The following is a 23658-nucleotide window of genomic DNA, read 5'->3' as shown; positions in this document are numbered from 1 at the left end:
TTGACGCGGGACCCGCCCCGGGTCCTCCGGGCCACGCTTCCCACCCGCCCCCCGCCCTACTCCCGTGCGGGCGCCGCCGTTTCCGGTCTGGACCTATTGACAAGGAGATTGGTCTGGACCACGGTGTGCACATCAACGGTGGCCACCGTCGCTTCCTCCTCCCCAACTCCCCCACCGGAGGCCCCAAGTGGACCGCGCACCACGCACGCCCGGCCGCGGCAGACGCGCCTGGTCGGCAGCCCTCGTCTCCGCCCTGTCCCTCGTCCTCCCCCTGGCCGGCGCCGGCCAGGCGTCCGCCGCGGACGTCAACAACGCGAAGAACGCAGGCTTCGAGTCGGGCCTGAGCAACTGGACCTGTTCGGCGAACAGCGGCAGCGTCGTCCCCTCCCCGGTGCACGGCGGCTCGGCCGCGCTGAAGGCCACGCCCGCCGGGCAGGACAACGCCCGCTGCTCCCAGACGGTCGCGGTGCGACCGGGCTCGACGTACCGGCTGACCGGATGGGTGCAGGGCGGCTACGCCTACCTGGGCGTGACCGGCACCGGTACCACCGACGTGTCCACCTGGACCCCGGACTCGGGCAGCTGGAAGCAGCTGTCCACCAGCTTCTCCACGGGCGCGAACACCACCTCCGTGACGGTCTACACCCACGGCTGGTACGGCCAGCAGCCCTACTACGTGGACGACGTGTCCGTCCTCGGCCCCGACGGGGGCGGCGGGGGCGACCCGGAGCCGACCGTGCCGGGCACGCCGGGCGGGCTGACCGTCTCCGGCACGACGGCGACCTCGGTGACGCTGGCGTGGAACGCGGTGTCGGGGGCGACCGGTTACACCGTCTACCGCGACGGCACCCGGGTGACGGCCGTGTCCGGCACGTCGGCGACGGTGACCGGGCTCGCGGCCTCGACGTCGTACTCCTTCCAGGTGGCGGCGGCCAACGCGGCGGGCGAGTCGCCGAAGTCGGCGGCGGTGAGCGTACGCACCCGGGAGAACGGCGGGGGCGGGGGCGGTGACCTGCCCCGGCACGCGGTGACCGGCTACTGGCAGAACTTTAACAACGGCGCGGCCGTGCAGAAGATCTCCGACGTGCCGTCGCAGTACGACATCATCGCGGTGTCCTTCGCCGACGCCACCGGCACCCCGGGCGCCGTCACCTTCAACCTGGACTCGGCCGGCCTGAACGGCTACACCGTGGACCAGTTCAAGGCGGACGTACGGGCCAAGCAGGCGGCCGGCAAGAAGGTCATCATCTCGGTGGGCGGCGAGAAGGGCACCGTCTCGGTGAACGACCAGGCCTCCGCGACGAACTTCGCCAACTCGGTGTACGCCCTGATGCAGGAGTACGGCTTCGACGGCGTCGACATCGACCTGGAGAACGGCCTCAACCCGACCTGGATGACGCAGGCGCTGCGGTCGCTGTCCGCGAAGGCGGGCCCGTCGATGATCCTGACGATGGCGCCGCAGACCATCGACATGCAGTCGACGTCCGGCTCGTACTTCCGGACCGCGCTGAACGTGAAGGACATCCTCACGGTCGTCAACATGCAGTACTACAACAGCGGTTCCATGCTCGGCTGTGACGGCAAGGTCTACAGCCAGGGCACGGTGGACTTCCTGACCGCGCTCGCCTGCATCCAGCTGGAGAACGGCCTCGACCCGTCCCAGGTGGGCCTGGGGCTGCCGGCCTCCACCCGGGGCGCGGGCAGCGGCTACGTCGCCCCGTCCGTGGTGAACGCCGCCCTGGACTGCCTGACCCGCGGCACCAACTGCGGCTCCTTCAAGCCGTCGAAGACCTACCCGGATCTGCGCGGCGCCATGACCTGGTCCACCAACTGGGACGCGACCGCGGGCAACGCCTGGTCCAACGCGGTCGGCCCGCACGTCCACGCGCTGCCGTAACCGTCACGTCCCTCTCCCCCCACGCCGGGGGGGGGGGGGGGGGGGGGGGGGGGGGGGGGGCGGGCGCCCCCCCCCCCCCCCCCCCCCCCCCCCCCCCCCCCCCCCCCCCCCCCCCCCCCCCCCCCCGCGCCCCCCCCCCCCGCCCCCCCCCCCCCCCCCCCCCCCCCCCCCGTCCCCGTCCCCGGCCGCCGCGCGGAAGTACGGCACCAGGGCCTCGTAGTGGGCGGTCACCTCGTCCAGCGGCTCACCGCGCTCCCAGACGATCGCCGGGTAGATCTCCGCCGCGGCCAGGTCGGCCGGGGTGACGCCCTCGGTGAGCCGGGCGGGGGGCGTGGCGGCGAAGGCCCCGGCGGCGGTGCGGACCTGGTCCGGGGTGAGGCAGCGGGGCGGCCCGTAGCTCCAGTCGTCCGCCCCGGGTATCTCCTCCTCGCCGAAGACGACGTCCACGGGGAAGCCGACACGCCGCAGCAGGAAGTCCAGGGCGTGCCACATCTTGTCGGTGTCGTAGCAGCGCGCCTGGTCCCACGGCAGCCCCGCGTCCCACTCCTGTTCGCCCAACTCCCGGACACGCGCGTACGCCCAGTCCGGGTCGCCGACCGCGCGCTCGAACTCGGCGGCCGTCAGGCGCGCGTACTCCCCGATCATGCCCACGGTGGCTCCCCCACAGGTCGACGGCCGGCGCTCGTGTGCGCCGGTGAAGAACGCGGTCATCCTGACAGCGGCCACTGACAACGGACCGCGCGCGCTGTGTCCGCCGCCACATGAAACATTTCTCCGGGTCCACCGCATCAATGAGGTGAGAGCGTTTCGGGGAGTACGACGGGGGACGGAATGGGACAGCAGCGCAGCGCGGACTACGCGGAGTTCGCCTCCGCCCGGGCGGGGCACCTGTACCGGTCCGCGTGCCTGCTCACCGCCGGGGACACGCACCTCGCCGAGGACCTCGTGCAGGAGACCTTCGGGCGGCTGTACGTCCGCTGGGGGCGCGTGTCGCGGGCGGAGAACCCGGCCGCGTACGCGCAGACCGTGCTCACCCGGACCTTCCTCGCCCACCGGAGACTGCGCAGCAGCCGGGAGCGGGCGACCGACACGTTCCCCGACCTGCCGGGCGCCGCCGACGGGGACGCGCCGCTGCGGCTGACGCTGATGGCCGCGCTCGCCCGGCTGCCCGCCAAGGACCGCGCCGTCGTCGTCCTGCGCTACTGGGAGGACCGCTCGGTGGAGCAGACCGCCGACGTGCTGAACGTCAGCTCGGCCGCTGTGCGGACGCGGTGCGTACGCGCGCTCGGCCGGCTGCGCGAGCTGCTCGGCGAGGACATCCAGGAGTACTCCCGCTCCTGACGCCCGCCTCCGTCCCCTTCCTCGACCTCATACTTCTCACACCCCGCGGAAAGGGTGGTTCGTCATGCCCGAGAACATGGACCAGGACCCCTTCGAGGACCGGTTCGCCGCCGTGCTGCGCGACACCGGCCACAGCATCCACACCGACGACCCGGCCGCCCTCGTCGCCGGGGGCCGGGTGCGCGGACGCCGGGCCCAGCTGCTGCGGCGGACCGCCGTGCTGGGGGGAGCGGCCGGTGTCGCCCTCGTCGGGGTGGGCGGTGCGCTGCTTTTGCCGGGCGCCTCGTCCGACCCCCGGCAGACCTCCGCGGCGGCGAGCTCCCCGTCCCCGGGCTCCTCGTCCGCCGGGACCTCGTCCTCCTCGTCCGCGGGGTCCGCCTCGGGCGACGGGGCCTTCTCGGGCGACGACATCCTCCGTTCGCTCAAGGCACTGCTCCCGCAGGGCACCTTCAGCGAGGAGGCCGCGCAGGGCACGGATTCGCCGATGCCCCCGACCGCGCACGTGGTGTTCGACGACGGCAGGGGCGCGGCGGCCATCGGCCTGAGTCTCGGCCGCGTGGAGCCCGGCAGCGAGCAGGCCCGCCAGGTGACGACCTGCCCGGACAGGACGCTGGTCGACCACGACGACTGCACCTCCGGCCGGCTGCCCGACGGCTCCCTGCTCATGCTGTTCCAGGGCTACGAGTACCCGGACCGCCGGGTGGAGACCAAGTGGTGGAACGCCGAACTGGTCACCCCTGAGGGACAGCACGTGTCGCTGAGCGAGTGGAACGCGCCCGCGCAGAAGGACGCCCCGGTGTCCCGGCCGAAGCCCCCGCTGTCCGTCGAGAAACTGAAGCAGGTCGTCACCGCCGACGTGTGGCGACGGGTCGTGGACGCCATGCCGGAGAGCCCGAAGCCGTCCGCCACCGTTGAGGAGCCCCCGGCGGGGATGCGGGGCAAGACGATCGCCGACACGCTCGCCGGTCTGCTGCCCGAGGAGCTGAAGGTGATCAGCGAGGGCGGAGCGGACACCGAGTACGCCTACCTCGTCGTCGACGACGGCCAGGGCGGGAGCCTTGTCCAGGTCAACGTGCAGCCCGGCAGTGGCGACCTGGCCGGCGACCTCTTCGGGGACGCCGAGACGCTGCCCAACGGCACCATGATCACGACCCGGCAGTCGCCCGGGGAGAAGGGCGCCGAGGGCGTCGTCATGTGGACGGTGGACACCCTGCGCCCCGACGGACTGCGCGTCGTCATCAGCGCCTTCAACACCCCCGCGCAGCACCAGGACGCCACACGCGACACCCCCGCGCTCACCATGGAGCAGCTGCGGGAGATCGCGCTGAGCACGGAGTGGGACGCGGGGGCGTGAGGCGGGCCGGCGGCCGTTCCGCCGGAAGGACTCCGGCCGTCAGAAGAACTCCGACCACGGCTGGTCCCAGATCTGCTTGACCGCCAGGACTAGGAACAGCAGGCCCGCGACCGCCAGCATGCCGTTGCTCAGGGCGCCGTTGCGCCATTCGCGCGGGGTGCGGGAGGAGTTGAGCAGCCACAGCAGGGTGAGGGCGAGGAACGGCATGAAGGCCGCGCCCAGCACGCCGTAGATGATGATCAGGCGGAACGGCTCGTCCTGGAACAGCAGGATCATGGGCGGGAAGGTGAGCCACAGCAGGTACGCGCGGAACGTCCAGGAGCGTTCCCGGCGTCCGGAGGCCAGCTCGTCGACGCGTGCCTGCCGCTCGCCGCGCTGCCGGGCCAGGAAGTCGGCGAACATCAGACTGACGCCGTGCCAGACGCCGATCAGGGAGGTGAAGGAGGCGGCGAAGAAGCCGACCAGGAACAGCGTGCCGGTGGTCGCCCCGTACCGGTCCTCCAGGACGTCGCCGAGCTGGATGAGGCCCTGGTCGCCGCCGGAGATGGCGATGTTCGCCGAGTGCAGCAGCTCCGCGCCGACGAAGAGCATCGCCACGACGAAGACGCCGGTGGTGATGTAGGCGACCCGGTTGTCCAGCCGCATGACCTTCATCCAGCCGGTGCCGGTCCAGCCCTTGGCGTTGACCCAGTAGCCGTAGGCGGCCAGCGTGATGGTGCCGCCGACGCCGCCGATCAGACCGAGGGTGTTGAGGACGGAGTCCTTCTCGTCGGGCAGCACCGGGAGGAGGCCGGCGAACGCGTCGCCCAGGTTGGGCGTGACCCGGAAGGCCAGGTAGACGGTCACCACGAACATGACGCCCACCAGGACCGTCATGACCTTCTCGAACACCGCGTACTTGTTGAACCAGACGAAGACCAGGCCCACCAGTCCGCAGGCAATGCCCCAGTACTCGAGGTCCATCACGTCCGGGAAGAGCGCCTGGAGCGGCAGGGCGCTGGAGGACATGGCGGCCGCGCCGTAGACGAAGCCCCAGATGACGGCGTAGACGGCGAAGAACCAGGTGGTCCAGCGGCCCAGACTGGCCCAGCCGTCGAACAGGGTGCGTCCGGTGGACAGGTGCCACCGTCCGCAGGCCTCCGCGAGGGAGATCTTCACCAGGCAGCCGACAACCGCCGCCCACAGCAGGGTGTAGCCGAAGTTGCTGCCCGCGATGAGGGTGGCCACGAGGTCGCCGGCGCCCACGCCGGTCGCGGCGACGACGATGCCGGGGCCGATGTGACGCCAACTGGACTTGCGCGGGTGGGGGCCGGGCGCGGTCGCGCTCCCGGTGTCCTGGGTGTTTCCCGTGGTGTCCGCCATGGGGTCAAGTAAGCGGACGGGTGCCGGTCCGGCAAGAGGGCGTGCCGGGATCTTCACCGGATGCCCCCCGCGGCGGACGCCCTCTCGCTCGCCCGGTCACGCCGCTCGTCGCGGCACCGGACCGCTCCCCGCCCGTCGGTGATCGGCAGGGAGCGCCGGTCCCGCCGTCAGGCGCGGTCCGCCGTCTCCGGCTTGTCCGCGGTGGTTTCCTCGGGCTCGGCCTGCTCGTCGGACCCGGCCGGCTCCTCGGCGCCGTCGTCGAAGTACCGGTCGAGGACGGCGTCCAGGGCGGTGTCCCACTCGGCGAACCGGCTCCGGGAGTCGGCGTCGATCTCGAGGGGGTACCAACGCCGGTCGGGGGTGTGGACGGTGACGGTGTACCGCTTGCCGAAGCGGGCCGTCTCCGTCTCCACCGCGCCGATCTCGTCCCAGCGGAACTCGCACTCCTGGTCGTCCAGCTTCAGCCGCACGCCGCGGTGGTCGGCGACGATGGCGGCACGGCGGTCGGACGCCTCGAAGACGGGGCCGTCGGGGACGGGCTCCGGCTCGTCCCCGGTGTCCTCGGACGCCGGGGCGGCCACGGTCTGCGCGGACTCCCCGCTCCCCGTGGCCTCTTCGGCCTCCGGGACCGCATCCGCGGTCTCGTCCACGTCCTCCTCGCGGCCGGTCGCGGGCGAGGTGAGCCCGGGGATGAATGCCGGGTCGAACCCGGCGCCTTCCAGGGGCTGGCTGCTCGAACCTATGCGCTGCTCCACACCGCAGGAGTATGGTCGACGATCCTGTGCGCGTCACAGCCAGCCCCGACTTCGTTATCAGACGCCTACACGGGCACCACGGCGCACCGGGCCGGCCGGGGTCACACCACCAGGCTCAGCGCCGCCGCGACGACGAACCCGGCTACGGACAGGACGCTTTCCAGTACCGTCCACGTCTTGAGCGTGTCCCGTTCGCTGATGCCGAAGTACTTGGCGACCATCCAGAACCCGCCGTCGTTGACGTGCGAGGCGAAGATGGAGCCCGCCGAGATGGCCATGATGACCAGCGCCACGAACGCCTGCGAGTGGTCGCCCTCGGACAGCAGCGGCGCCACGATGCCGGCCGTCGTCACGATCGCCACCGTCGCCGAGCCCTGCGCGACCCGCAGCACCACGGAGATCAGGTACGACAGCACGATCACCGGCAGGCCGACGTCGTTGAAGGTGTCCGACAGCGCCTGCGCGACCCCGCTGCCCTTGAGGACCGCGCCGAAGACGCCGCCCGCGCCGACCACCAGCAGGATGTTGCCGACCGGCTTGAGGGAGGAGGTGGACACGGTCTCCAGGGACTTGCGGGACCAGCCGCGCCGGATGCCCAGCAGGTAGTACGCGAGGAACAGCGCGAGGGTGAGAGCCACGAACGGGTGGCCGAAGAACTCGATCACCGAGCGCAGGGTGGACTCGTCCAGCGCGATGGAGGAGAAGGTCGCCGCGAGGATCAGCAGCAGCGGCGTGCCGATGATGCCGAGGACCGTGCCGAGCGGCACCGGGGTCTCGCGCGGCTGGACGCCCGACGCGCGCTGTTCGGCGGCGACGGCGTCCTTGGCCTCCTGCGCGGCCTCGACCATGTCCTGCGGCACGGCGACGAAGATGCGCCTGCCGATCCAGGCGGAGTAGACCCACGCGGCGGCGACGGCCGGCAGACCGCAGACGACACCCATGAGGATGACCCAGCCGAGGTCCACGCGGAGCAGTCCGGCGGCGGCCACCGGACCCGGGTGCGGGGGCAGGAAGGCATGGGTGACGGAGAGTCCGGCGAGGAGGGGGAGGCAGTAGAGCAGGATCGACTTGCCGGAACGCTTGGCGGCGGCGTAGACGATCGGGGCGAGGACGAAGATGCCGACGTCGAAGAAGACGGGGATGCCGAAGATGAGGCCCGTCAGGCCCATCGCGAGGGGCGCCCGCTTCTCGCCGAACAGTCCGAGCAGCCGGCTCGCCAGCACCTCGGCGCCGCCGCTGACTTCGAGGATCGCGCCGAGCATGGTGCCCAGGCCGATGATGATCGCGACATGGCCGAGGATGCCGCCCATCCCGGACTCGATGGTGGACACCGCGTCCGAGCGCTGGACCGTGCCGAAGAGTTCGGTGACCGACAGGCCCGCCAGCAGGCCGACGGCTATGGAGACGGCGAGCAGCGCGACGAACGGCTGGAGCCGCACCTTGATGATCAGGAAGAGCAGCAGCGCGATACCGATGGCGGCGACGGTGAGCAGGCCCGCGGTGCCGTCGACGAGGAGGAGGAAGCCTCCGGTGTGCGGTGGTGTCTCCGCGGGCGCGGAGGCGGCGAGCGAGAGGGACGGATGGGACATCGGGGGGTCCTCTGGGTAAGGGCATGGGGCTTTCGGGCAGGGGGGATCGCGGCACGGCGTCCCGGGGTGCGGGACGCCGTGCCGTGACGACGTGCGGTGTGCGGCGGGGGTGGAGGAGGGAGATCAGCCGAGGACGGCGAGCGCGTCGATCTCGATGAGGAGGCCGGCGGGCAGACCGACGTAGACGGTCGTGCGGGCGGCGGGCGGCTGAGTGAGGCCCTGCTCCTCGAAGTAGGCGTTGTAGAGCTCGTTCATCTCCGCGAAGTGGTCCACGTCCGTGAGGTAGACGCGGATCATCATCACGTCGTCCCAGCTCGCGCCGCCCTCCTCGAGGATCGCCTTGACGTTGGCGAGGGTCTGGAGGGTCTGCTCGCGCAGGGTCGGACCGGCGGGGGTCGGAGCCTTGCCCTCCTCGTGCGGGAGGAAGCCCACCTGCCCGGCGACCTGGAGGATGTTGCCCTTGCGGACGCCGTGCGAGAACTTCGCGGGCGGGGTGGTGTGGGTCTTCGGGGTCAGCGCGACTTTCTCGGTCATGCGGGGGTGTCCTTCACTTCGGTTCTGCCGGGGTCCGGCCGGAGTACTCGCCGCTGATGGCGTCCGCCGTACGGCGCACCAGCGGGAGCAGGGTGAGGAGTTCGTCGGCGGTGACGACGACGTTCGGCGCGGAGACCGACATCGCGGCGACCACGCGGCCGTCGGCGCCGCGGATCGGCGCGGCGACACAGTTGATGGACTCCTCGTGGCCGCCGAGGTCGGTGGCCCAGCCCTGTTCGCGCACCGTGGCCAGCTCCTGGAGGAACGCGGCCGCGTGGGGCGTCGAACGGGGCGTGTACATGGGATAGTCGAGCTTCTCCGCAAGGGCGCGGCGCTCGTGTTCGGGCAGGTCGGCGAGGAGCAGCTTGGCCACGGCGGCGACGGTGATGGCGACGGGCTTGCCGATCCGGGAGTACATCCGCACCGGGTAGCGGCTCTCCACCTTGTCGATGTAGAGGACCTCGTTCTCCTCGTACACGGCGAGGTGGACGGTGTGTCCGCACCTCTCGTTGAGGCGTACGAGATGCGCGTGGGCGATCTCGCGGACGTCGAGGTTCTCCATCGCCTCCTGGGCGAGGGCGAAGAGGCGGGCGCCGAGGCGGTAGCGCTGGTCGGACTGGCGGTAGACCAGGCCGTGCTCGTGGAGGGTGCGCAGCAGGCGCAGGGCCGTGGACTTGTGCACGCCGAGGCGGTCGGCGACCTGGCCGAGGTCGGCGGGGCCCTCCGCGAGCAGCGGCAGGATGCTCAGGGCGCGGTCTACGGTCTGGCTCATGGGGTGCGTGCCTCCTCTGCGGCCTCTGCGTCGGCGTCTGTCCAGCCGGGGCCGAGACGCAGTGTCTCCCATGCGGGGGTGTCGAGGGCGGCGAGGCGGTCGGCGAGGGGGCGGGGCGGGGGTGGGGCGAGGTCACCGGGGGCGGTGAGGGTGGCGGCGGCGGCGAGGTGGCCGTGGCGCAGGCGGTCCCGAACGGGCAGACCCCGGAGGGTGGCCGAGAGGAAACCGGCGGCGAAGGCGTCGCCGGCGCCGACTGCCGCGACGACGTCGACGTGCAGGGCGCGTACGAACGTCGCCGTGCCGTCGGCGTCCTCGCACAGGCCGTCGGTGTCCTTGTCGAAGGCGACCGCTCCGCCCTTGCCCTGCTTGACGACCACGATCCCAGGTTCGGGAAGGGCCTCCCGCACCGCACGGGCGCCGCGCAGCCCCCATGCCTGGCGCGCCTCGTCCTCTCCCACGAACACGATGTCCGCCCTGCGGGCCAGCTCCAGGAGCACATCCGGATCCTGGCCCTCGCCCCAGAGGCCCGGGCGGTGGTTCACGTCGAAGGAGATCAACGGGCGGTTCGGGTGGGGGGCGGTCAGGGCGCGGAGGAGGGCCAGGCAGTCCGGGGAGAGCGCCGCCGTGATGCCCGAGAGGTGCAGGACGCGTCCTGCCCGCACCGCGTCCAGGTCCACGCCGGTTGGCGACATCGCCGACGCGGCCGAGCCCGCCCGGTAGTACGCGACCTCGTGGGTGTCGTCCGCGCGGTCGCCGGCCGTGCGGAAGTAGACGCCGGTGGGGCGGGACGCGTCACGGCGGACGTACGACACGTCGACGCCGTACCCGCCGATCGCCTCGACGAGGTGGTCGCCGAAGCCGTCCGCGCCGACCCTGCTGACCCACCGGGTGGAGTGCCCGGCCGCCGCGAGCACGCACGCCACGTTGGACTCGGCGCCGCCGATCGCCCGGTCGAAGGAGGGGACGTCGGCGAGGCGGCCGGGCCGGGAGGGCAGGAACGTCACCATGGACTCGCCGAGCGCGACGACGTCCACGACGTCGGGGGCGTTGCCGGTTCCGGTGACGGTCACGATGGCGGGGCTCCTCGTCGGGGCGGGGGACGCGGTGTCCGTTGACCGCGTGTGGCGGAGATGTTAGACAGCGGTGAGCGATATACGCAATGGGTGTTGCAGTGAGTGCAACACCGCTGATCAGGGAGGCTTTGATGGTCCTCGATGCTCTCGCCCGCCTCGCCGAGGAACGGGTCGGCCACCGCTTCAAGGGCCTCCCGCCGGACGCCGTGAACCTCACCGTCGGCGAGCTGGCCGCGCAGCGCCGGAACCTCTTCACCGACGGCTTCACCACGCCCGTGCTCGCCCTGTCCGCCGAGCGGCTGGAGCACAACCTGGCGGCGCTGGAGACGTTCGCCGAGCGGCACGGGCTGGCATTCGCGCCGCACGGCAAGACCTCCATGGCTCCGCAGTTGTTCCACCGCCAGATCGAGCGCGGTGCGTGGGGCATCACGCTCGCGGTGCCGCACCAGGTGCGCGTGGCGCGGGAGTTCGGGATCGAGCGGGTCTTCCTGGCGAACGAACTGGTGGACGCGGCGGCCCTGCGCTGGGTCGCCGCCGAGCTGGACACCGACCCGGCGTTCCGGTTCGTCTGCTATGTCGACTCCGTGCGCGGGGTCGAGCTGATGGACGCGGCGCTGGAGGGGGCGTCCCGGCCGGTGGACGTGGTGGTCGAGCTGGCCGCCGGCGAGGGCGCGCGCACCGGGGTGCGGACGGAGGCGGAGTGCGCGGCCATCGCCGACGCCGTGGCCGGGGCGCGGGCGCTGCGGCTGGTCGGGGTCGCCGGGTACGAGGGCGAGGTGCCGCAGGCCGACCCGGAGCGGGTGCGGGCCTGGCTGCGCCGGCTGGTGGCGCTGGCCGTGGACTTCGACAAGGCGGGACGGTTCGCGGGACTGGACGAGATCGTGGTGAGCGCGGGCGGCAGCGCCTGGTTCGACGCGGTGGCGGACGTCTTCGCGGAGGTGCCGGAGCTGTCGGCGCCGGTGCTGAAGCTGCTGCGGTCCGGTGCGTACGTGTCGCACGACGACGGGCACTACGAGCGGCTGACCCCCTTCAACCGGGTGCCGGGCGAGGGCGGTCTGAAGCCGGCGTTCCGGCTGTGGACGCAGGTGGTGTCCCGGCCGTCGGCGGAGCAGGCGTTCACCAACGCGGGCAAGCGGGACGCCGCGTACGACCTGGATCTGCCGGTGGCCCGGGTGGTCCGCCGGGACGGGGTGGAGCGGCCGGCCACGGGCATCGAGGTGACCGGTCTGTCCGACCAGCACGCGTGGCTGCGCACCTCTTCGGAGGCGGATCTGGAGGTGGGAGACTGGGTGGGGCTCGGGCTGTCGCATCCCTGCACGTCCTTCGACAAGTGGGTCCTCATCCCCGTGGCGGAGGCGGACGGCACGGTCGTCGACTACATCCGCACCTTCTTCTAGGAGGCAGGACCGTGGAAGAGCTCGTCATCCGGGACGCGGACGTCGTCGACGGCTCCGGTGATCACTCCTACCGCGCGGACGTGGTGGTGGACGGCGGACGCATCGTCTCCATCGTCAAGGAGGCGGCGGACGCGGGCTGCCAGCGCCCGAAGGCGCGGCGCGAACTGGACGCGGAGGGGCTGGTGCTGGCCCCGGGCTTCATCGACATGCACGCGCACAGCGACCTGGCGCTGCTGCGCGACCCCGGCCACAGCGCGAAGGCCGCGCAGGGCGTCACCCTCGAAGTGCTGGGCCAGGACGGGCTGTCGTACGCGCCGGTGGACGACCGGACGCTGGGCGAGGTGCGGCGGGCGATCGCCGGGTGGAACGGCCCGGGTGACGACGTCGACTTCGACTGGCGGTCGGTGGGCGAGTACCTGGACCGGCTGGACCGGGGCGTCGCGGTGAACGCGGCGTACCTGATCCCGCAGGGGACGGTGCGGGCGCTCGCCGTCGGCTGGGAGGACCGGGAGGCCACGTCCGAAGAGCTGGACCGGATGCGGCAGTTGGTCGCGGAGGGCATGGAGCAGGGCGCGGTCGGCATGTCGTCGGGGCTGACGTACACGCCCGGCATGTACGCCCCGGACGCCGAACTGACCGAGCTGTGCCGGGTGGTGGCGTCGTACGGCGGCTACTACTGCCCGCACCACCGGTCCTACGGCGCCGGCGCGCTGGAGGCGTACGCGGAGATGGTGGCGCTGACCCGGGAGGCGGGCTGCCCGCTGCACCTGGCCCACGCCACCATGAACTTCGGCGTGAACAAGGGCCGGGCGCCCGAGCTGCTGGCGCTCCTCGACCAGGCGCTGGAGGCGGGCGCCGACATCACCCTGGACACGTACCCGTACACCCCCGGCTGCACGACCCTCGTGGCGCTGCTGCCGAGCTGGGCGAGCGAGGGCGGCCCGGAGGCGGTCCTGCGGCGGCTCGCGGACGAGGCGACGGCGGAGCGGATCCGGCACGGCCTGGAGGTCACCGGCTCGGACGGCTGCCACGGCGTGCCGGTGGAGTGGGAGACCATCGAGATCTCCGGGGTCGGCGACCCGGCGCTGGACGAGTACGTGGGTCACACGGTGCTGGAGTCGGCGCGGGCACGCGGCGAGTCGCCCTGGACGGTGGCGCGGGAGCTGCTGCTGAAGGACAGGCTGGCCCCGACGATCCTCCAGCACGTGGGCCACGAGGAGAACGTGCGGGCGATCATGCGCCACCGGGTGCACACGGGCGGCTCGGACGGCATCCTCCAGGGCGCCAAGCCGCACCCGCGGGCGTACGGGACCTTCCCCCGCTACCTCGGCCACTACGTGCGGGAGCTGGGGGTGCTGTCGCTGGAGGAGTGCGTGGCGCATCTGACCTCGCGCCCGGCCGCGCGGCTGCGGCTGGCGGACCGGGGGCTGGTCCGCGAGGGATACAAGGCGGACCTGGTGCTGTTCGACCCGCGGACGGTGGGCGCGGGGTCGACCTTCGCCGAGCCGCGCACGCTGCCCACGGGCATCCCGTACGTCATGGTCGACGGGCGGTTCGTGATCGAGGACGGGCGCCGCACGGACGTGCTGGCGGGGCGGGCGGTGCGCGGGACCCCGCGCTGACCGCCCGCCCCGCCGGGGCCCGTCAGGGCTTGGGCACGGTGCAGCCGCTCGCGCTCAGGTCGAGGCGGTTGCCGGTGGTGAAGCAGGCGGTGAAGGGGTAGGTCTGCTGGGCGTAGTTGATGCCCTGGCGGACCGTGACACCGCCGTTCGCGTCGACCTCGCACGGGTTGTTGACCGTGCAGCGGCCGCCGTCCTCGTTGCCGGTGTTGTTGACGGCGACCACCTTGCCGGTGGCGTCGTCGACCACCGGGGAGCCGGAGGTGCCGCCGATGGTGTCGCAGGCGGAGGTGTAGCGGACCGAGTCCTTCCAGGTCCAGTCGCCCTCCTTCAGCCGGTACGCGAAACCGTCCACGGAGCAGCTGTAGATCCGCTTCCAGTAGCCGGAGACCACGCTGATGGCCGTGCCGGCCGTCGGGCGACTGCTGGAAAGGGTCAGCGGGTCGATCCCGTACGCGCTCTTGATCTGCGCGTACGTGCTGCTCAGGCGGTAGATCGCGGCGTCCGTGTCGGTCATGGTCGCGTAGACCAGCCGGTTGGCGCGCAGGGTGGCGACCTTGGCGCCGGAGGCGTTCAGCAGGCCGAAGGTGCGGCTGGACGCGCGGTCGGTGAGGACCTGCCCGGGCGAGGGGAAGCCGCTCTCCAGGCAGTGGCCGTTGGTGAGCACCAGCGCCGGGTCGGAGGCGGCCGAGTTCGGCATACGGACGACGGAGCCGGAGCAGTTGCTCAGCGAGACGGTGCCCGCGAAGTTCACCGCGGCGGCCTTCGGCGCGGTGAGCCCCGACAGGGTGTCCGCGACGGCCCCGACCGTGTCGTTGACGACGTCCGTCAGCGACGTGGCCGGGGCCGTGCCCGTGGTCGTGTCCGCGCCCGTGGGGGAAGGCGCGGCGGCGACCGCGGGGGTCGCGCCCGCCCCGGCGAGGGCCAGGGCACAGAGCGCGACGACGAGGGGTTTTCTCATGTGGGGTCCCCTTAATGCGGCGTCGGGCGGCCGGATCGCTCCAGCCGCCCACAGAATTGTCATGCGCATTGTCAGCACGGGGACGCCGGGCGGGCAAGGACGCGTTTTCCCCGGCAGGCTGCGGGACAGCCGGCGCCCACGCCTGCCGGGCAGCACGCGCCACCCGGCCGCCGGGCGCGACGCGCCCTCCCGGCCGCCGGGCGCGGGACGGCCTCCAGGTTCACCTCTGGACCTGCGAAAAAAGAGGCCCGGCGCGGGGAGGCCCGGTGCGGAGGTGATGGAGGCGCACACCCACGACCGTCACCACGGGGACAAAACCACCCGAACCGACGCGTCTCACGTGGCGGAAGACACGGCCCGAAGGGCCATACCGGGCCGTAAGCTCCCAGCATGCAGGTGATCCAGTCGACCAAGCTCGCCAACGTCTGTTACGAGATCCGGGGCCCGGTGCTCGAGGAGGCGATGCGGCTGGAAGCCGCCGGTCATCGCATCCTCAAGCTGAACACGGGCAATCCGGCGGCGTTCGGCTTCGAGTGCCCGCCCGAGATCCTCGAGGACATACTGCGCAACGTGTCGTCGGCGCACGGCTACGGCGACGCCAAGGGCCTGCTGGCCGCGCGCCGCGCCGTCGTCATGCACAACCAGACGCTCGGCATCGAGACCGACGTCGAGCACGTCTACATCGGCAACGGCGTGTCCGAGCTGATCGTGATGGCGATGCAGGGTCTGCTCGACGACGGCGACGAGGTGCTGGTCCCCGCGCCGGACTACCCGCTGTGGACGGCGGCCGTCTCGCTGTCCGGCGGCACCGCGGTGCACTACCGCTGCGACGAGCAGTCCGACTGGATGCCGGACCTCGCCGACGTGGAGCGCAAGGTCACCGACCGCACCAAGGCCATCGTCATCATCAACCCGAACAACCCGACCGGCGCGGTCTACGACGAAGCCGTCATCAAGGGCCTCACCGACATCGCCCGCCGCCACAACCTGCTGGTCTGCTCGGACGAGATCTACGACAAGATCCTCTACGACGACGCGGTGCACGTGCCGACCGCGAAGGTCGCCCCCGACCTGCTCACCCTCACCTTCAACGGCATGTCGAAGGCGTACCGGGTGGCCGGCTACCGGGTGGGCTGGATGTCGATCTCCGGCCCGCGCGCCCACGCCGACTCCTACATCGAGGGCCTGACGATCCTGGCGAACATGCGCCTGTGCGCGAACATGCCGGGCCAGCACGGCGTGGTCGCCGCGCTCAGCGGCCGCCAGACGATCAACGACCTGGTGCTGCCGGGCGGCCGGCTGCGCGAACAGCGGGACGTGGCGTACGAGCTGCTGACCCAGATCCCGGGCGTGAGCTGTGTGAAGCCGAAGGGCGCGCTCTACCTCTTCCCGCGCCTCGACCCGGACGTCTTCAAGATCCAGGACGACCGGCGGATGGTCCTGGACCTGCTGCGCCGCGAGAAGATCATGGTCGTGCAGGGCACCGGCTTCAACTGGCCGGAGCCGGACCACTTCCGGGTGGTCACCCTGCCCTCGGTGACCGATCTGCGGGACGCGGTGGGCCGTATCGGCCGCTTCCTGGACGGCTACAGCCAGCGCTGAGGCTGATCAATTCCAGCATCGCTTTAACTTTAGACTGATTCCAAGCTAGGATGGCTTCCTGCCAGCACCCAGGAGGCCATCCATGTACGAACCGATCCGCTCCAAGTCGGTCCACAGCACGATGGCCGGCCCTGACGACTTCCCCCACAGGTCCCGCGAGGAGGAGCTGGACATCCAGCTCGCGGGTCACCTCGCCGCCCTGCTCGCCGTCACCGACGAGCTGCGCGCGGCGGAGCCCTCGGCCGACCTGGCGACCGCGGCCGAGCGGCTCACCCAGGAGATCACCCGCCTGCGGGGAGGACGTACGCCGGCCCGTGCGTCGGCGGCCGCATCGGGCCGCGAGCCCGACACCGCGGCCCTGCACCGGCGGGCGCACGCGCTCGCCGGACGCGCCCTGGTCGTCGCCGCGTCCCGGGCGGACACGGCGGCGGCGATCCTCGCCGCCGAGCGGATGGACGCGCACACCGCGGCCCAGCAGCCGCGCCCCCTCGCGTCCTCCGCCCACTGAGCCCTTCCGGGGGCTCCCCTCTACGGCCCCGGTCCGCGCGCAACCCGCAGCGACGCGCGGACCGGGTGCCACATCACGTCCCGGCTCGGACACGTGTCCGGCACGCCGTGACCCCTCACCCCGCCGCCGCGCGGGGCTCCCGTCAGACCCGGTCCAGGCGGCGGTGCGGGCCGCTGGGCAGGGTCACCTCGACCGGGTCGCCGGGGCGCACCACGCCGCCCACCTTCACGACGCTCATGATCCCGGCCTTGCGCACCAGGTTGCCCTCCGCGTCACGGCCGACGACCTGCTTCAGCAGCCCGTCCTGGAAGGCGTCGATCTGCACGCAGGGGTTGCGCAGTCCGGTGACCTCCAGGACCGCCTCCTCCCCGACACGCAGCAATGTGCCGGCCGGCAGGCCCAGCAGGTCGATGCCGCGTGTGGTGATGTTCTCCCCGAGCCGGCCGGGCGCCACGGTGAAGCCCTCCTCGGCGAGCTCGTCGAACAGCTCCTCTTGGATGAGGTGGACCTGCCGCAGGTTCGGCTGCGTGGGGTCCTGCGCGACCCGCGAACGGTGCTTGACCGTCACACCGGCGTGCACGTCACCCTCCACCCCGAGCCCGGCGAGCAGCCGTACGCTCTCCCGGTTCGGCTTGCTGAACGAGTACTCCCCGTTGCTGCTGACCGCCGTCACCGTCGCGCTCATACCCCAACTCCCCCTGTCGGCAGGCGTCATCGCCTCGAGCCTAACCCGTGGCGAGCATCGCCTCGGCGATCTCGCCGGCCGCCGCGTCCGGGATCGCCGTGGCGGCCATTCGAGTCATGACACGGCAGACTCCCTCCGCCGTCCGCACTCATCACTCAGGCAGGAAGCGAGCGGTGGACGCAGTGGCCGACAGGCCGCCGCAAGGCCTGTCCCGTGGCTGCGGTGGCCCCTGCGGTGCGCTGGGGTCTCACAGCGCGGCTGTCCGAAAACTTCGGGCCGTCCACGGTTCGGTGAGTGCCGAACCGTCCGGCCCGTAGCGTGCCGAGTCCCGCGCGGGAGACGCCCGCGCCCAGGACGCAGGAGGCACCGCGTGCCGGAGACGGATCTGAAGCAGCAGCTCACCGAGCGGTTCCGAGAGGTCAACGGGGACCATCCGATGACCGACGCGGACGACGCGTACGTCGGCGCGCAGTTCGTCGTCCTCGAGGAACTGTGCGCGGTTCAGGGCCGCGACCCCGACGAGGTGCGCCGGCTGATGCTGGACGGACGTCTCCCGCTCCCTGGCTATCTGCGGTCCGACGGCGCCGAGATGGTGCCGGCGGACCTGTTCGCGCTCGCCGACGAGGCCGGCGGTGTGGACCTGCTCGAGGCGTGGTTCACCGCTCACTGGGCCGACCCGGTCGCCGGGAAGGCCGAGTGGCACGCGTATCTCAGCGGGCAGTACGTGTGCCTGCACTCGGTGACCCCGGCCACCATCCGGCGGAAGGACCAGCTGACGGCCGCGATCGGCGCCGCAGTCGACGATCCGGACGCCGATGCGATGCGGTTGCACGCCCTGGTCGACGAGCTCGACGCCTTGGAACCGGCGTTCACGGCCTACGACCGGCTGCGGTTCGGCGGGCCCACGTCCCGGGACACCTGCATCGACGCCGTGCGCGCCCGCTTTCCGCGCCGGGACCGGCCTGGACGTATGTAGCGTTGGCCGCACGGGTGACCGAGGACGCCCTCGGGCGAGGGGGAACGGGGAGGGACACGGCATGGCGGGGGACGCCGACGACACGGCCGGGCGGCTGCGGGCGGTCTGCGAGGAGCTGTCGGACCGCTTCTTCGAGCGGGACGACGTCGTGCGGACGCTGGTGGTGACGCTGCTGGCCGGGCAGCACTCGCTGGTTCTGGGCCCGCCGGGGACGGCCAAGTCGGAGCTGGCGCGGGAGCTGACGGGCCGGATCGACGGGGCCGCGTACTGGGAGATCCTGCTGTCGAAGTTCACCGCGCCGACGCGGATGTTCGGGCCGATCGACGTGGCCGCGCTGGCCCGGGGCGAGTACCGGCAGGTGTACGACGGCCGCGCGACGACCGCGCACGTCGCCTTCATCGACGAGATCTTCAAGTGCTCCACGGCCGCGCTGAACGAGACGCTCGGCTACCTCAACGAGCGGATCTACCACCCCGAGAACGGCGGCGCCCCGATCCACTGCCCGCTGATCGGGGCCATCACCGCCAGCAACGAACTCCCTGAGGGCGAGGACTCGGCCGCGATCTACGACCGGCTGCTGGTGCGCATCGAGGTCGGCTACCTGGAGGACCCGTCGAACTTCGCCGCGCTGGTGCGGTCCGCCGTCGGGCGCCCTGCGGAACCGGCGCCCCGCACGACCGTCGAACTGGCCGCGCTCCAGCAGGCGGTGACGGAGGGAGTCCCGGCCGTGGCCGTGCCCGACGCGGTCGTGGACGCGGTGGTGACGCTGCGGGCCGCCCTGCGCCGCAAGGAACTCGTCGCCTCCGACCGGCGGTGGCGGCAGGCGGTCGGGCTGCTCCAGGCGTCCGCGTACCTGGACGGACGTACGGCGGTGGCGGAGACCGACCTGTCGGTGCTCACCCATGTGCTGTGGGACTCCCCCGCCCAACGCCCCCTCGTGGAGCGGGAGGTGCTGAACCTGGTGAACCCGGACGCCAAGGAGGCGCTCGACCTGGCCGACGTCATCGACGAGCTGGAGGCGCAGCTCGACGCGATGGCCGGGCAGTCCCGGGAGGCGCTGAGCGAGTGGGTCATCAAGAACGCCCACCACAAGCTCGCCGGTGCGGGCAAACGGCTGGAGCGGCTGCGCGCGGAGGCGGCGGGCGCGGGCCGGTCCACCGCCACCATCGACCGGGTCACCGGCCGCCAGCGCGCGGTCCGCGCCCGGGTGCTCACCGAGGCACTGGGCATGGACGCGTCCATGGTGCAGACCCAGCTCTGAGGAGGCGCACCGTGGACGAGGGGAGGCCCGAACGGCTCGACACGCTCACCGGGGAGGCCGGCCGCTGGCTGGCGCTGTCCGCAGCCCCCGCCGAGCGGCACACGACGGCCGTGGTGGCGGGGCCGTACGACCGGATCGCGTGGCGCGACGTGTACGCGCGGTCGGCGGCGCTCCGCGAGCTGGCCGCGCGGCTCCTCACCCGCCACGCGCACGCCCCCGACCTGCTGGCGGACGTGTTCCTGGCCTCGTACCAGGCCACCCCGCGCCTGCGCGACCGCGCGGAGCTGGCCCCGTCCCATCTGGTCCACCACCAGGTCGTCAGCGCGCTGACGCGGTCACCGGACTTCGCCTCGCTGCACCGGGAGACGGCGGGGGACGCCTACGCGGCCGCCATGGCCGTCCTCGCCCAGGCCACCGCGCTGCGGGAGCTCCTGGACCGCTGCCGCGACGCCACGGACCGGACCGGGCGTGCGGACCGGGCCCGGCAGGAGGCCGCCACCGCCGCGTCCGCCGTGAGCGAGGCGCTGTGGCAGGCCGCGGAGGAGGCCGGCGACGGCGGCACCGTCCCCGCCCCGGCCGCCGCCGCCGTGCGCCGGGCGGCCGAGGCTGCCCGCGAGGCCGAGGAGACCGCCCGGAGGGAGGACGGCGCCGCCGCGCAGGCGATGGCGGCGGCGGTTCCCGGCATCCGCTCCGCCGCCCGGACCGCGGCCGCGACGGCGGCCGAGGCCGTCCGGCAGGAGGCGGCGCTGATGCGGGCGTGGGGCGTGGGAGCGGGCGAGACGGAACGGATGCCGTTCGACGAGCGCGCCCGGCTCGCGGAACGGCTGCGCTCCGGACGGCTCGCGCGATGGGCCGAACTGATCGGCCGTTTCCGGCGGATGGCCGCCGGCGAGCGCGCCCGCAAGGTGGAGAACGCCACCGGCGAGCTGGTCGGCGTCACCCTCGGCGACGACCTCTCCCGTGTCATCCCCTCCGAGCTGGCGGTGCTCGGCGTGCCGGAACTGCGGGCGGTGTTCGCCGCGCGGTACGCCGCCGGGGAGCTGATGCTGTACGACAGCCGGGGTGAGCAGGCCACCGGCCGGGGCGCGGTGATCGCGTGCGTGGACACCTCGCACTCCATGTACGCCGAAGGTCCCGGCGGCATCACCCGGGAAGCCTGGTCGAAGGCGTGCGCGCTGGCCCTGCTGGACCAGGCCCGCGAGGCCGGCCGGGACTTCGTCGGCATTCTCTTCTCCGGCTCCGACAAGCTGCGGGTCTTCCGCTTCCCGGGCGACCGCCCCGCCCCGGTCACCGACGTCCTGGACTTCGCGGAGACCTTCCTCGGCGGCGGCACGGACTTCCAGCGCCCGCTGGGCACGGCCGCCAAGATCCTGGAGGAGGAGTTCGACTCCACGTCCCGCGCGCGCGGTGACATCGTCCTGATCACGGACGACGCCTGCGAGGTCTCGGAGAACTGGACCCGCCTGTGGAACGAGATCAAACGCCGGCTGGACTTCCGCCTCTTCGGCGTCGCCGTCGCCGCCCCCGACACGGCCACCGCCTCCGGCTCGGTCCTGGAGTCCCTCTGCGACAACCTCCGCACGGTCGACGACCTGACGGACGTCCACACGACGGCGGACCTGTTCCGTGTGATCTGACCGCGCACGAGTGCACACAGCCGGACGCCCCGGTTCGAAGAAGGCCGGGGCGTCCGTCGGGTCTCGGCACGTTCGTGAGCCCCTGGGCAGGGCCGTGCCGAAGGGGGCGGGCGTGGGCCCGGTGCCGCCGGTTCCCGTCGGGGCGGACGGGTGGGGCGGCTCCGGGACCGGTACCCCGCACTCCGTTGTGCGGGGCCCCGCCGGTGTGTTCCGCGGCCGGCCGTGGCGTGACGATCGCTGGTCAGGGCATCCTCATACCGGCCGGCCGCGGGGTCTGTGCGGGCGTCAGCCCAGGCGCTTGACCAGCGCGTGGTACTGGTCCCACAGCTCCTTGGGCGTGTGGTCGCCGAAGGTGTTGAGGTGCTCGGGGACCAGGGAGGCCTCCTCGCGCCACACCTCCTTGTCCACGGTGAGCAGGAACTCCAGGTCGCCGTCGGAGAGGTCGAGCCCGTCGGTGTCGAGGGCGCCCTTGGCCGGCAGCACGCCGATCGGCGTCTCGACGCCCTCGGCCTTGCCCTCCAGGCGCTCTACGATCCACTTCAGGACGCGGCTGTTCTCACCGAAGCCGGGCCAGACGAAGCGGCCGTCGTCGTCCTTGCGGAACCAGTTGACGTAGTAGATCGTCGGCAGCTTGGACTGGTCCTTGTCCTTCGCCACGTCGATCCAGTGCGCCATGTAGTCGCCCATGTTGTAGCCGCAGAACGGCAGCATGGCGAACGGATCGCGGCGCAGTTCGCCGACCTTGCCCTCGGCTGCGGCGGTCTTCTCGGAGGCCACGTTGGCGCCGAGGAAGACGCCGTGGTTCCAGTCGAAGGACTCCGTCACCAGCGGTACGGCGCTGGCGCGGCGCCCGCCGAAGAGGATCGCGGAGATCGGCACGCCCTTGGGGTCCTCCCACTCGGGCGCGATGATCGGGCACTGGGACGCCGGCGTGGTGAAGCGGGCGTTGGGGTGGGCGGCGGGCGTACCGGACTCGGGCGTCCAGTCGTTGCCCTTCCAGTCGGTGAGGTGGGCCGGGGTCTCCTCGGTCATGCCCTCCCACCACACGTCGCCGTCGTCGGTGAGGGCGACGTTGGTGAAGACGGAGTTGCCCCACAGGGTCTTCATGGCGTTGGCGTTGGTGTGCTCGCCGGTGCCCGGGGCGACACCGAAGAAGCCGGCCTCGGGGTTGATGGCGTAGAGGCGGCCGTCCTCGCCGAAGCGCATCCAGGCGATGTCGTCGCCGATCGTCTCGACCGTCCAGCCGGAGATGGTCGGCTCCAGCATGGCGAGGTTGGTCTTGCCGCAGGCGGACGGGAAGGCGGCGGCTACGTACTTGGACTCGCCCTGCGGCGGGGTGAGCTTGAGGATCAGCATGTGCTCGGCGAGCCAGCCCTCGTCGCGGGCCATGACGGAGGCGATGCGCAGGGCGTAGCACTTCTTGCCGAGCAGGGCGTTGCCGCCGTAGCCGGAGCCGTACGACCAGATCTCGCGGTCCTCGGGGAAGTGCGAGATGTACTTGGTGGAGTTGCAGGGCCAGGGGACGTCCGCCTGGCCGGTCTCCAGCGGGGCGCCGACGGAGTGCACGGCCTTGACGAAGAAGCCGTCGTCGCCGAGCTCGTCGAGGACGGGCTGTCCCATGCGGGTCATGGTGCGCATGGACACGGCGACGTACGCGGAGTCGGTGATCTCCACGCCGAGGGCGGACAGCGGCGAACCGAGGGGGCCCATGCAGAAGGGCACGACGTACATGGTGCGGCCGCGCATGGAGCCGCGGAAGACACCCTTCTCGCCCTGGAAGATGTCCCGCATCTCGGCGGGGGCCTTCCAGTGGTTGGTCGGGCCGGCGTCCTCCTCCTTCTCGGAGCAGATGAAGGTCCGGTCCTCGACCCGGGCGACGTCGGTCGGGTCGGAGGCGGCGTAGTAGGAGTTGGGGCGCTTGACCGGGTCGAGCTTTTTGAACGTGCCCTTGGCGACGAGCTCCTCGCACAGGCGCTCGTACTCGGCTTCCGAGCCGTCGCACCAGACCACGTTGTCCGGCTGCGTCAGCTCTGCGATCTCGTTGACCCAGGAGATCAGTCCCTGGTGGGTGGTGGGGACGCCGGGTTCCGCGATGTCGCGCGCCACGTGTGCTCCTAAGTGAGGGTTTTTGGTTGGAGGCCCCGTGGGGGCTGCGACCCGGATGCTGGAAGTGGTGACTTTGGCGCTCATCCGGTGTCGACCGCACTCATTTGATCATCCGACGCACGCGCCCATCTGTCCAGAGGGCCGCACAGGTGAGCAACGTGACGCTGACCACGGTTGCCGTGCGGCTTTACACGCACGTTGAGTGAACTAAACCAATTCTTTGCGTGAC

20 protein-coding genes are annotated in these 23658 nt (G+C 72.2%); 10 read left to right on the top strand and 10 right to left on the bottom strand.

The window, feature by feature from the left end; all coding sequences use genetic code 11:
- Positions 1-187: 187 nt before the first annotated feature.
- Complete coding sequence (locus tag ACIF8S_RS10985; RefSeq protein ID WP_399998717.1) at positions 188-1897, top strand: chitinase; 1710 nt, start codon at positions 188-190, stop codon at positions 1895-1897.
- A 3-nt stretch (positions 1898-1900) separates the two neighbouring features.
- On the opposite strand, the gene ACIF8S_RS10980 is transcribed toward ACIF8S_RS10985, so the two are convergent.
- Positions 1901-2542: a YfbM family protein gene (locus ACIF8S_RS10980; protein WP_399999013.1), complete on the bottom strand. Its 642-nt coding sequence runs from the start codon at positions 2540-2542 to the stop codon at positions 1901-1903.
- Positions 2543-2728: 186 nt separating this feature from the next.
- Here ACIF8S_RS10980 and ACIF8S_RS10975 point away from each other — a divergent pair, with 186 nt between their 5' ends.
- Together ACIF8S_RS10975 and ACIF8S_RS10970 are read left to right on the top strand one after the other, a co-directional pair.
- Entirely contained in the window at positions 2729-3238 is a 510-nt protein-coding gene (locus ACIF8S_RS10975) for a SigE family RNA polymerase sigma factor (RefSeq protein ID WP_399998715.1), read from the top strand.
- 64 nt (positions 3239-3302) lie between these two features.
- A complete protein-coding gene (locus ACIF8S_RS10970) occupies positions 3303-4592 on the top strand; it encodes a hypothetical protein (protein WP_399998714.1) in 1290 nt (429 codons plus the stop codon).
- 39 nt (positions 4593-4631) lie between these two features.
- On the opposite strand, the gene ACIF8S_RS10965 is transcribed toward ACIF8S_RS10970, so the two are convergent.
- From ACIF8S_RS10965 to ACIF8S_RS10940, 6 genes are all read right to left on the bottom strand, one after another.
- Positions 4632-5954 carry an Nramp family divalent metal transporter gene (locus ACIF8S_RS10965; RefSeq protein ID WP_399998713.1) on the bottom strand — a complete coding sequence of 441 codons (1323 nt, stop codon included), beginning with the start codon at positions 5952-5954 and terminating at the stop codon, positions 4632-4634.
- Positions 5955-6121: 167 nt separating this feature from the next.
- Positions 6122-6709, bottom strand: a complete 588-nt coding sequence (locus ACIF8S_RS10960) for a hypothetical protein (protein WP_399998712.1) — start codon at positions 6707-6709, stop codon at positions 6122-6124.
- A 101-nt stretch (positions 6710-6810) separates the two neighbouring features.
- Positions 6811-8298: a GntP family permease gene (locus ACIF8S_RS10955; protein ID WP_399998710.1), complete on the bottom strand. Its 1488-nt coding sequence runs from the start codon at positions 8296-8298 to the stop codon at positions 6811-6813.
- A 123-nt stretch (positions 8299-8421) separates the two neighbouring features.
- A complete protein-coding gene (locus tag ACIF8S_RS10950; protein WP_024886653.1) occupies positions 8422-8832 on the bottom strand; it encodes a RidA family protein in 411 nt (136 codons plus the stop codon).
- A gap of 13 nt (positions 8833-8845) precedes the next feature.
- Complete coding sequence (locus ACIF8S_RS10945; protein ID WP_399998709.1) at positions 8846-9604, bottom strand: IclR family transcriptional regulator; 759 nt, start codon at positions 9602-9604, stop codon at positions 8846-8848.
- A complete protein-coding gene (locus tag ACIF8S_RS10940) occupies positions 9601-10674 on the bottom strand; it encodes a sugar kinase (RefSeq protein ID WP_399998708.1) in 1074 nt (357 codons plus the stop codon). Before ACIF8S_RS10940 ends, ACIF8S_RS10945 begins: the two co-directional genes overlap by 4 nt.
- A gap of 134 nt (positions 10675-10808) precedes the next feature.
- Here ACIF8S_RS10940 and ACIF8S_RS10935 point away from each other — a divergent pair, with 134 nt between their 5' ends.
- Together ACIF8S_RS10935 and ACIF8S_RS10930 are read left to right on the top strand one after the other, a co-directional pair.
- Positions 10809-12074, top strand: coding sequence for an amino acid deaminase (locus ACIF8S_RS10935; RefSeq protein ID WP_399998707.1), 1266 nt, complete (start codon positions 10809-10811; stop codon positions 12072-12074).
- 11 nt (positions 12075-12085) lie between these two features.
- The gene (locus ACIF8S_RS10930; protein ID WP_399998706.1) at positions 12086-13696 is read left to right on the top strand and encodes an amidohydrolase family protein; all 1611 of its coding nucleotides are present in this window, start codon (positions 12086-12088) and stop codon (positions 13694-13696) included.
- A 22-nt stretch (positions 13697-13718) separates the two neighbouring features.
- Here the strand turns inward: ACIF8S_RS10930 and ACIF8S_RS10925 are convergent, their stop codons facing one another.
- Positions 13719-14654 (bottom strand): trypsin-like peptidase domain-containing protein, encoded by a 936-nt coding sequence (locus ACIF8S_RS10925; RefSeq protein ID WP_399998705.1) that lies wholly within the window; start codon positions 14652-14654, stop codon positions 13719-13721.
- A gap of 390 nt (positions 14655-15044) precedes the next feature.
- Here ACIF8S_RS10925 and ACIF8S_RS10920 point away from each other — a divergent pair, with 390 nt between their 5' ends.
- Positions 15045-16256 carry a pyridoxal phosphate-dependent aminotransferase gene (locus ACIF8S_RS10920; protein WP_399998704.1) on the top strand — a complete coding sequence of 404 codons (1212 nt, stop codon included), beginning with the start codon at positions 15045-15047 and terminating at the stop codon, positions 16254-16256.
- Positions 16257-16338: 82 nt separating this feature from the next.
- Positions 16339-16764 carry a hypothetical protein gene (locus ACIF8S_RS10915; protein WP_399998702.1) on the top strand — a complete coding sequence of 142 codons (426 nt, stop codon included), beginning with the start codon at positions 16339-16341 and terminating at the stop codon, positions 16762-16764.
- Between the two features lie 142 nt (positions 16765-16906).
- On the opposite strand, the gene ACIF8S_RS10910 is transcribed toward ACIF8S_RS10915, so the two are convergent.
- A complete protein-coding gene (locus ACIF8S_RS10910; protein WP_399998701.1) occupies positions 16907-17449 on the bottom strand; it encodes an MOSC domain-containing protein in 543 nt (180 codons plus the stop codon).
- A gap of 370 nt (positions 17450-17819) precedes the next feature.
- Between ACIF8S_RS10910 and ACIF8S_RS10905 the strand changes: the two genes are divergently transcribed.
- From ACIF8S_RS10905 to ACIF8S_RS10895, 3 genes are all read left to right on the top strand, one after another.
- The gene (locus ACIF8S_RS10905; protein WP_399998700.1) at positions 17820-18425 is read left to right on the top strand and encodes a DUF6058 family natural product biosynthesis protein; all 606 of its coding nucleotides are present in this window, start codon (positions 17820-17822) and stop codon (positions 18423-18425) included.
- Positions 18426-18486: 61 nt separating this feature from the next.
- Positions 18487-19686 carry an AAA family ATPase gene (locus ACIF8S_RS10900; protein ID WP_399998699.1) on the top strand — a complete coding sequence of 400 codons (1200 nt, stop codon included), beginning with the start codon at positions 18487-18489 and terminating at the stop codon, positions 19684-19686.
- Positions 19687-19697: 11 nt separating this feature from the next.
- Positions 19698-21323, top strand: a complete 1626-nt coding sequence (locus tag ACIF8S_RS10895; RefSeq protein WP_399998697.1) for a VWA domain-containing protein — start codon at positions 19698-19700, stop codon at positions 21321-21323.
- A 285-nt stretch (positions 21324-21608) separates the two neighbouring features.
- Here ACIF8S_RS10895 and ACIF8S_RS10890 read toward each other — a convergent pair whose 3' ends face one another.
- Entirely contained in the window at positions 21609-23429 is a 1821-nt protein-coding gene (locus ACIF8S_RS10890; RefSeq protein ID WP_399998695.1) for a phosphoenolpyruvate carboxykinase (GTP), read from the bottom strand.
- Positions 23430-23658 lie beyond the last annotated feature (229 nt).

Origin of the sequence: Streptomyces sp. NPDC085937, assembly GCF_044540535.1 — a bacterium.
Taxonomy (GTDB): domain Bacteria; phylum Actinomycetota; class Actinomycetes; order Streptomycetales; family Streptomycetaceae; genus Streptomyces.
Note: the sequence above shows the minus strand (reverse complement) of the source record. Positions and strands in the feature narration are given on the sequence as shown.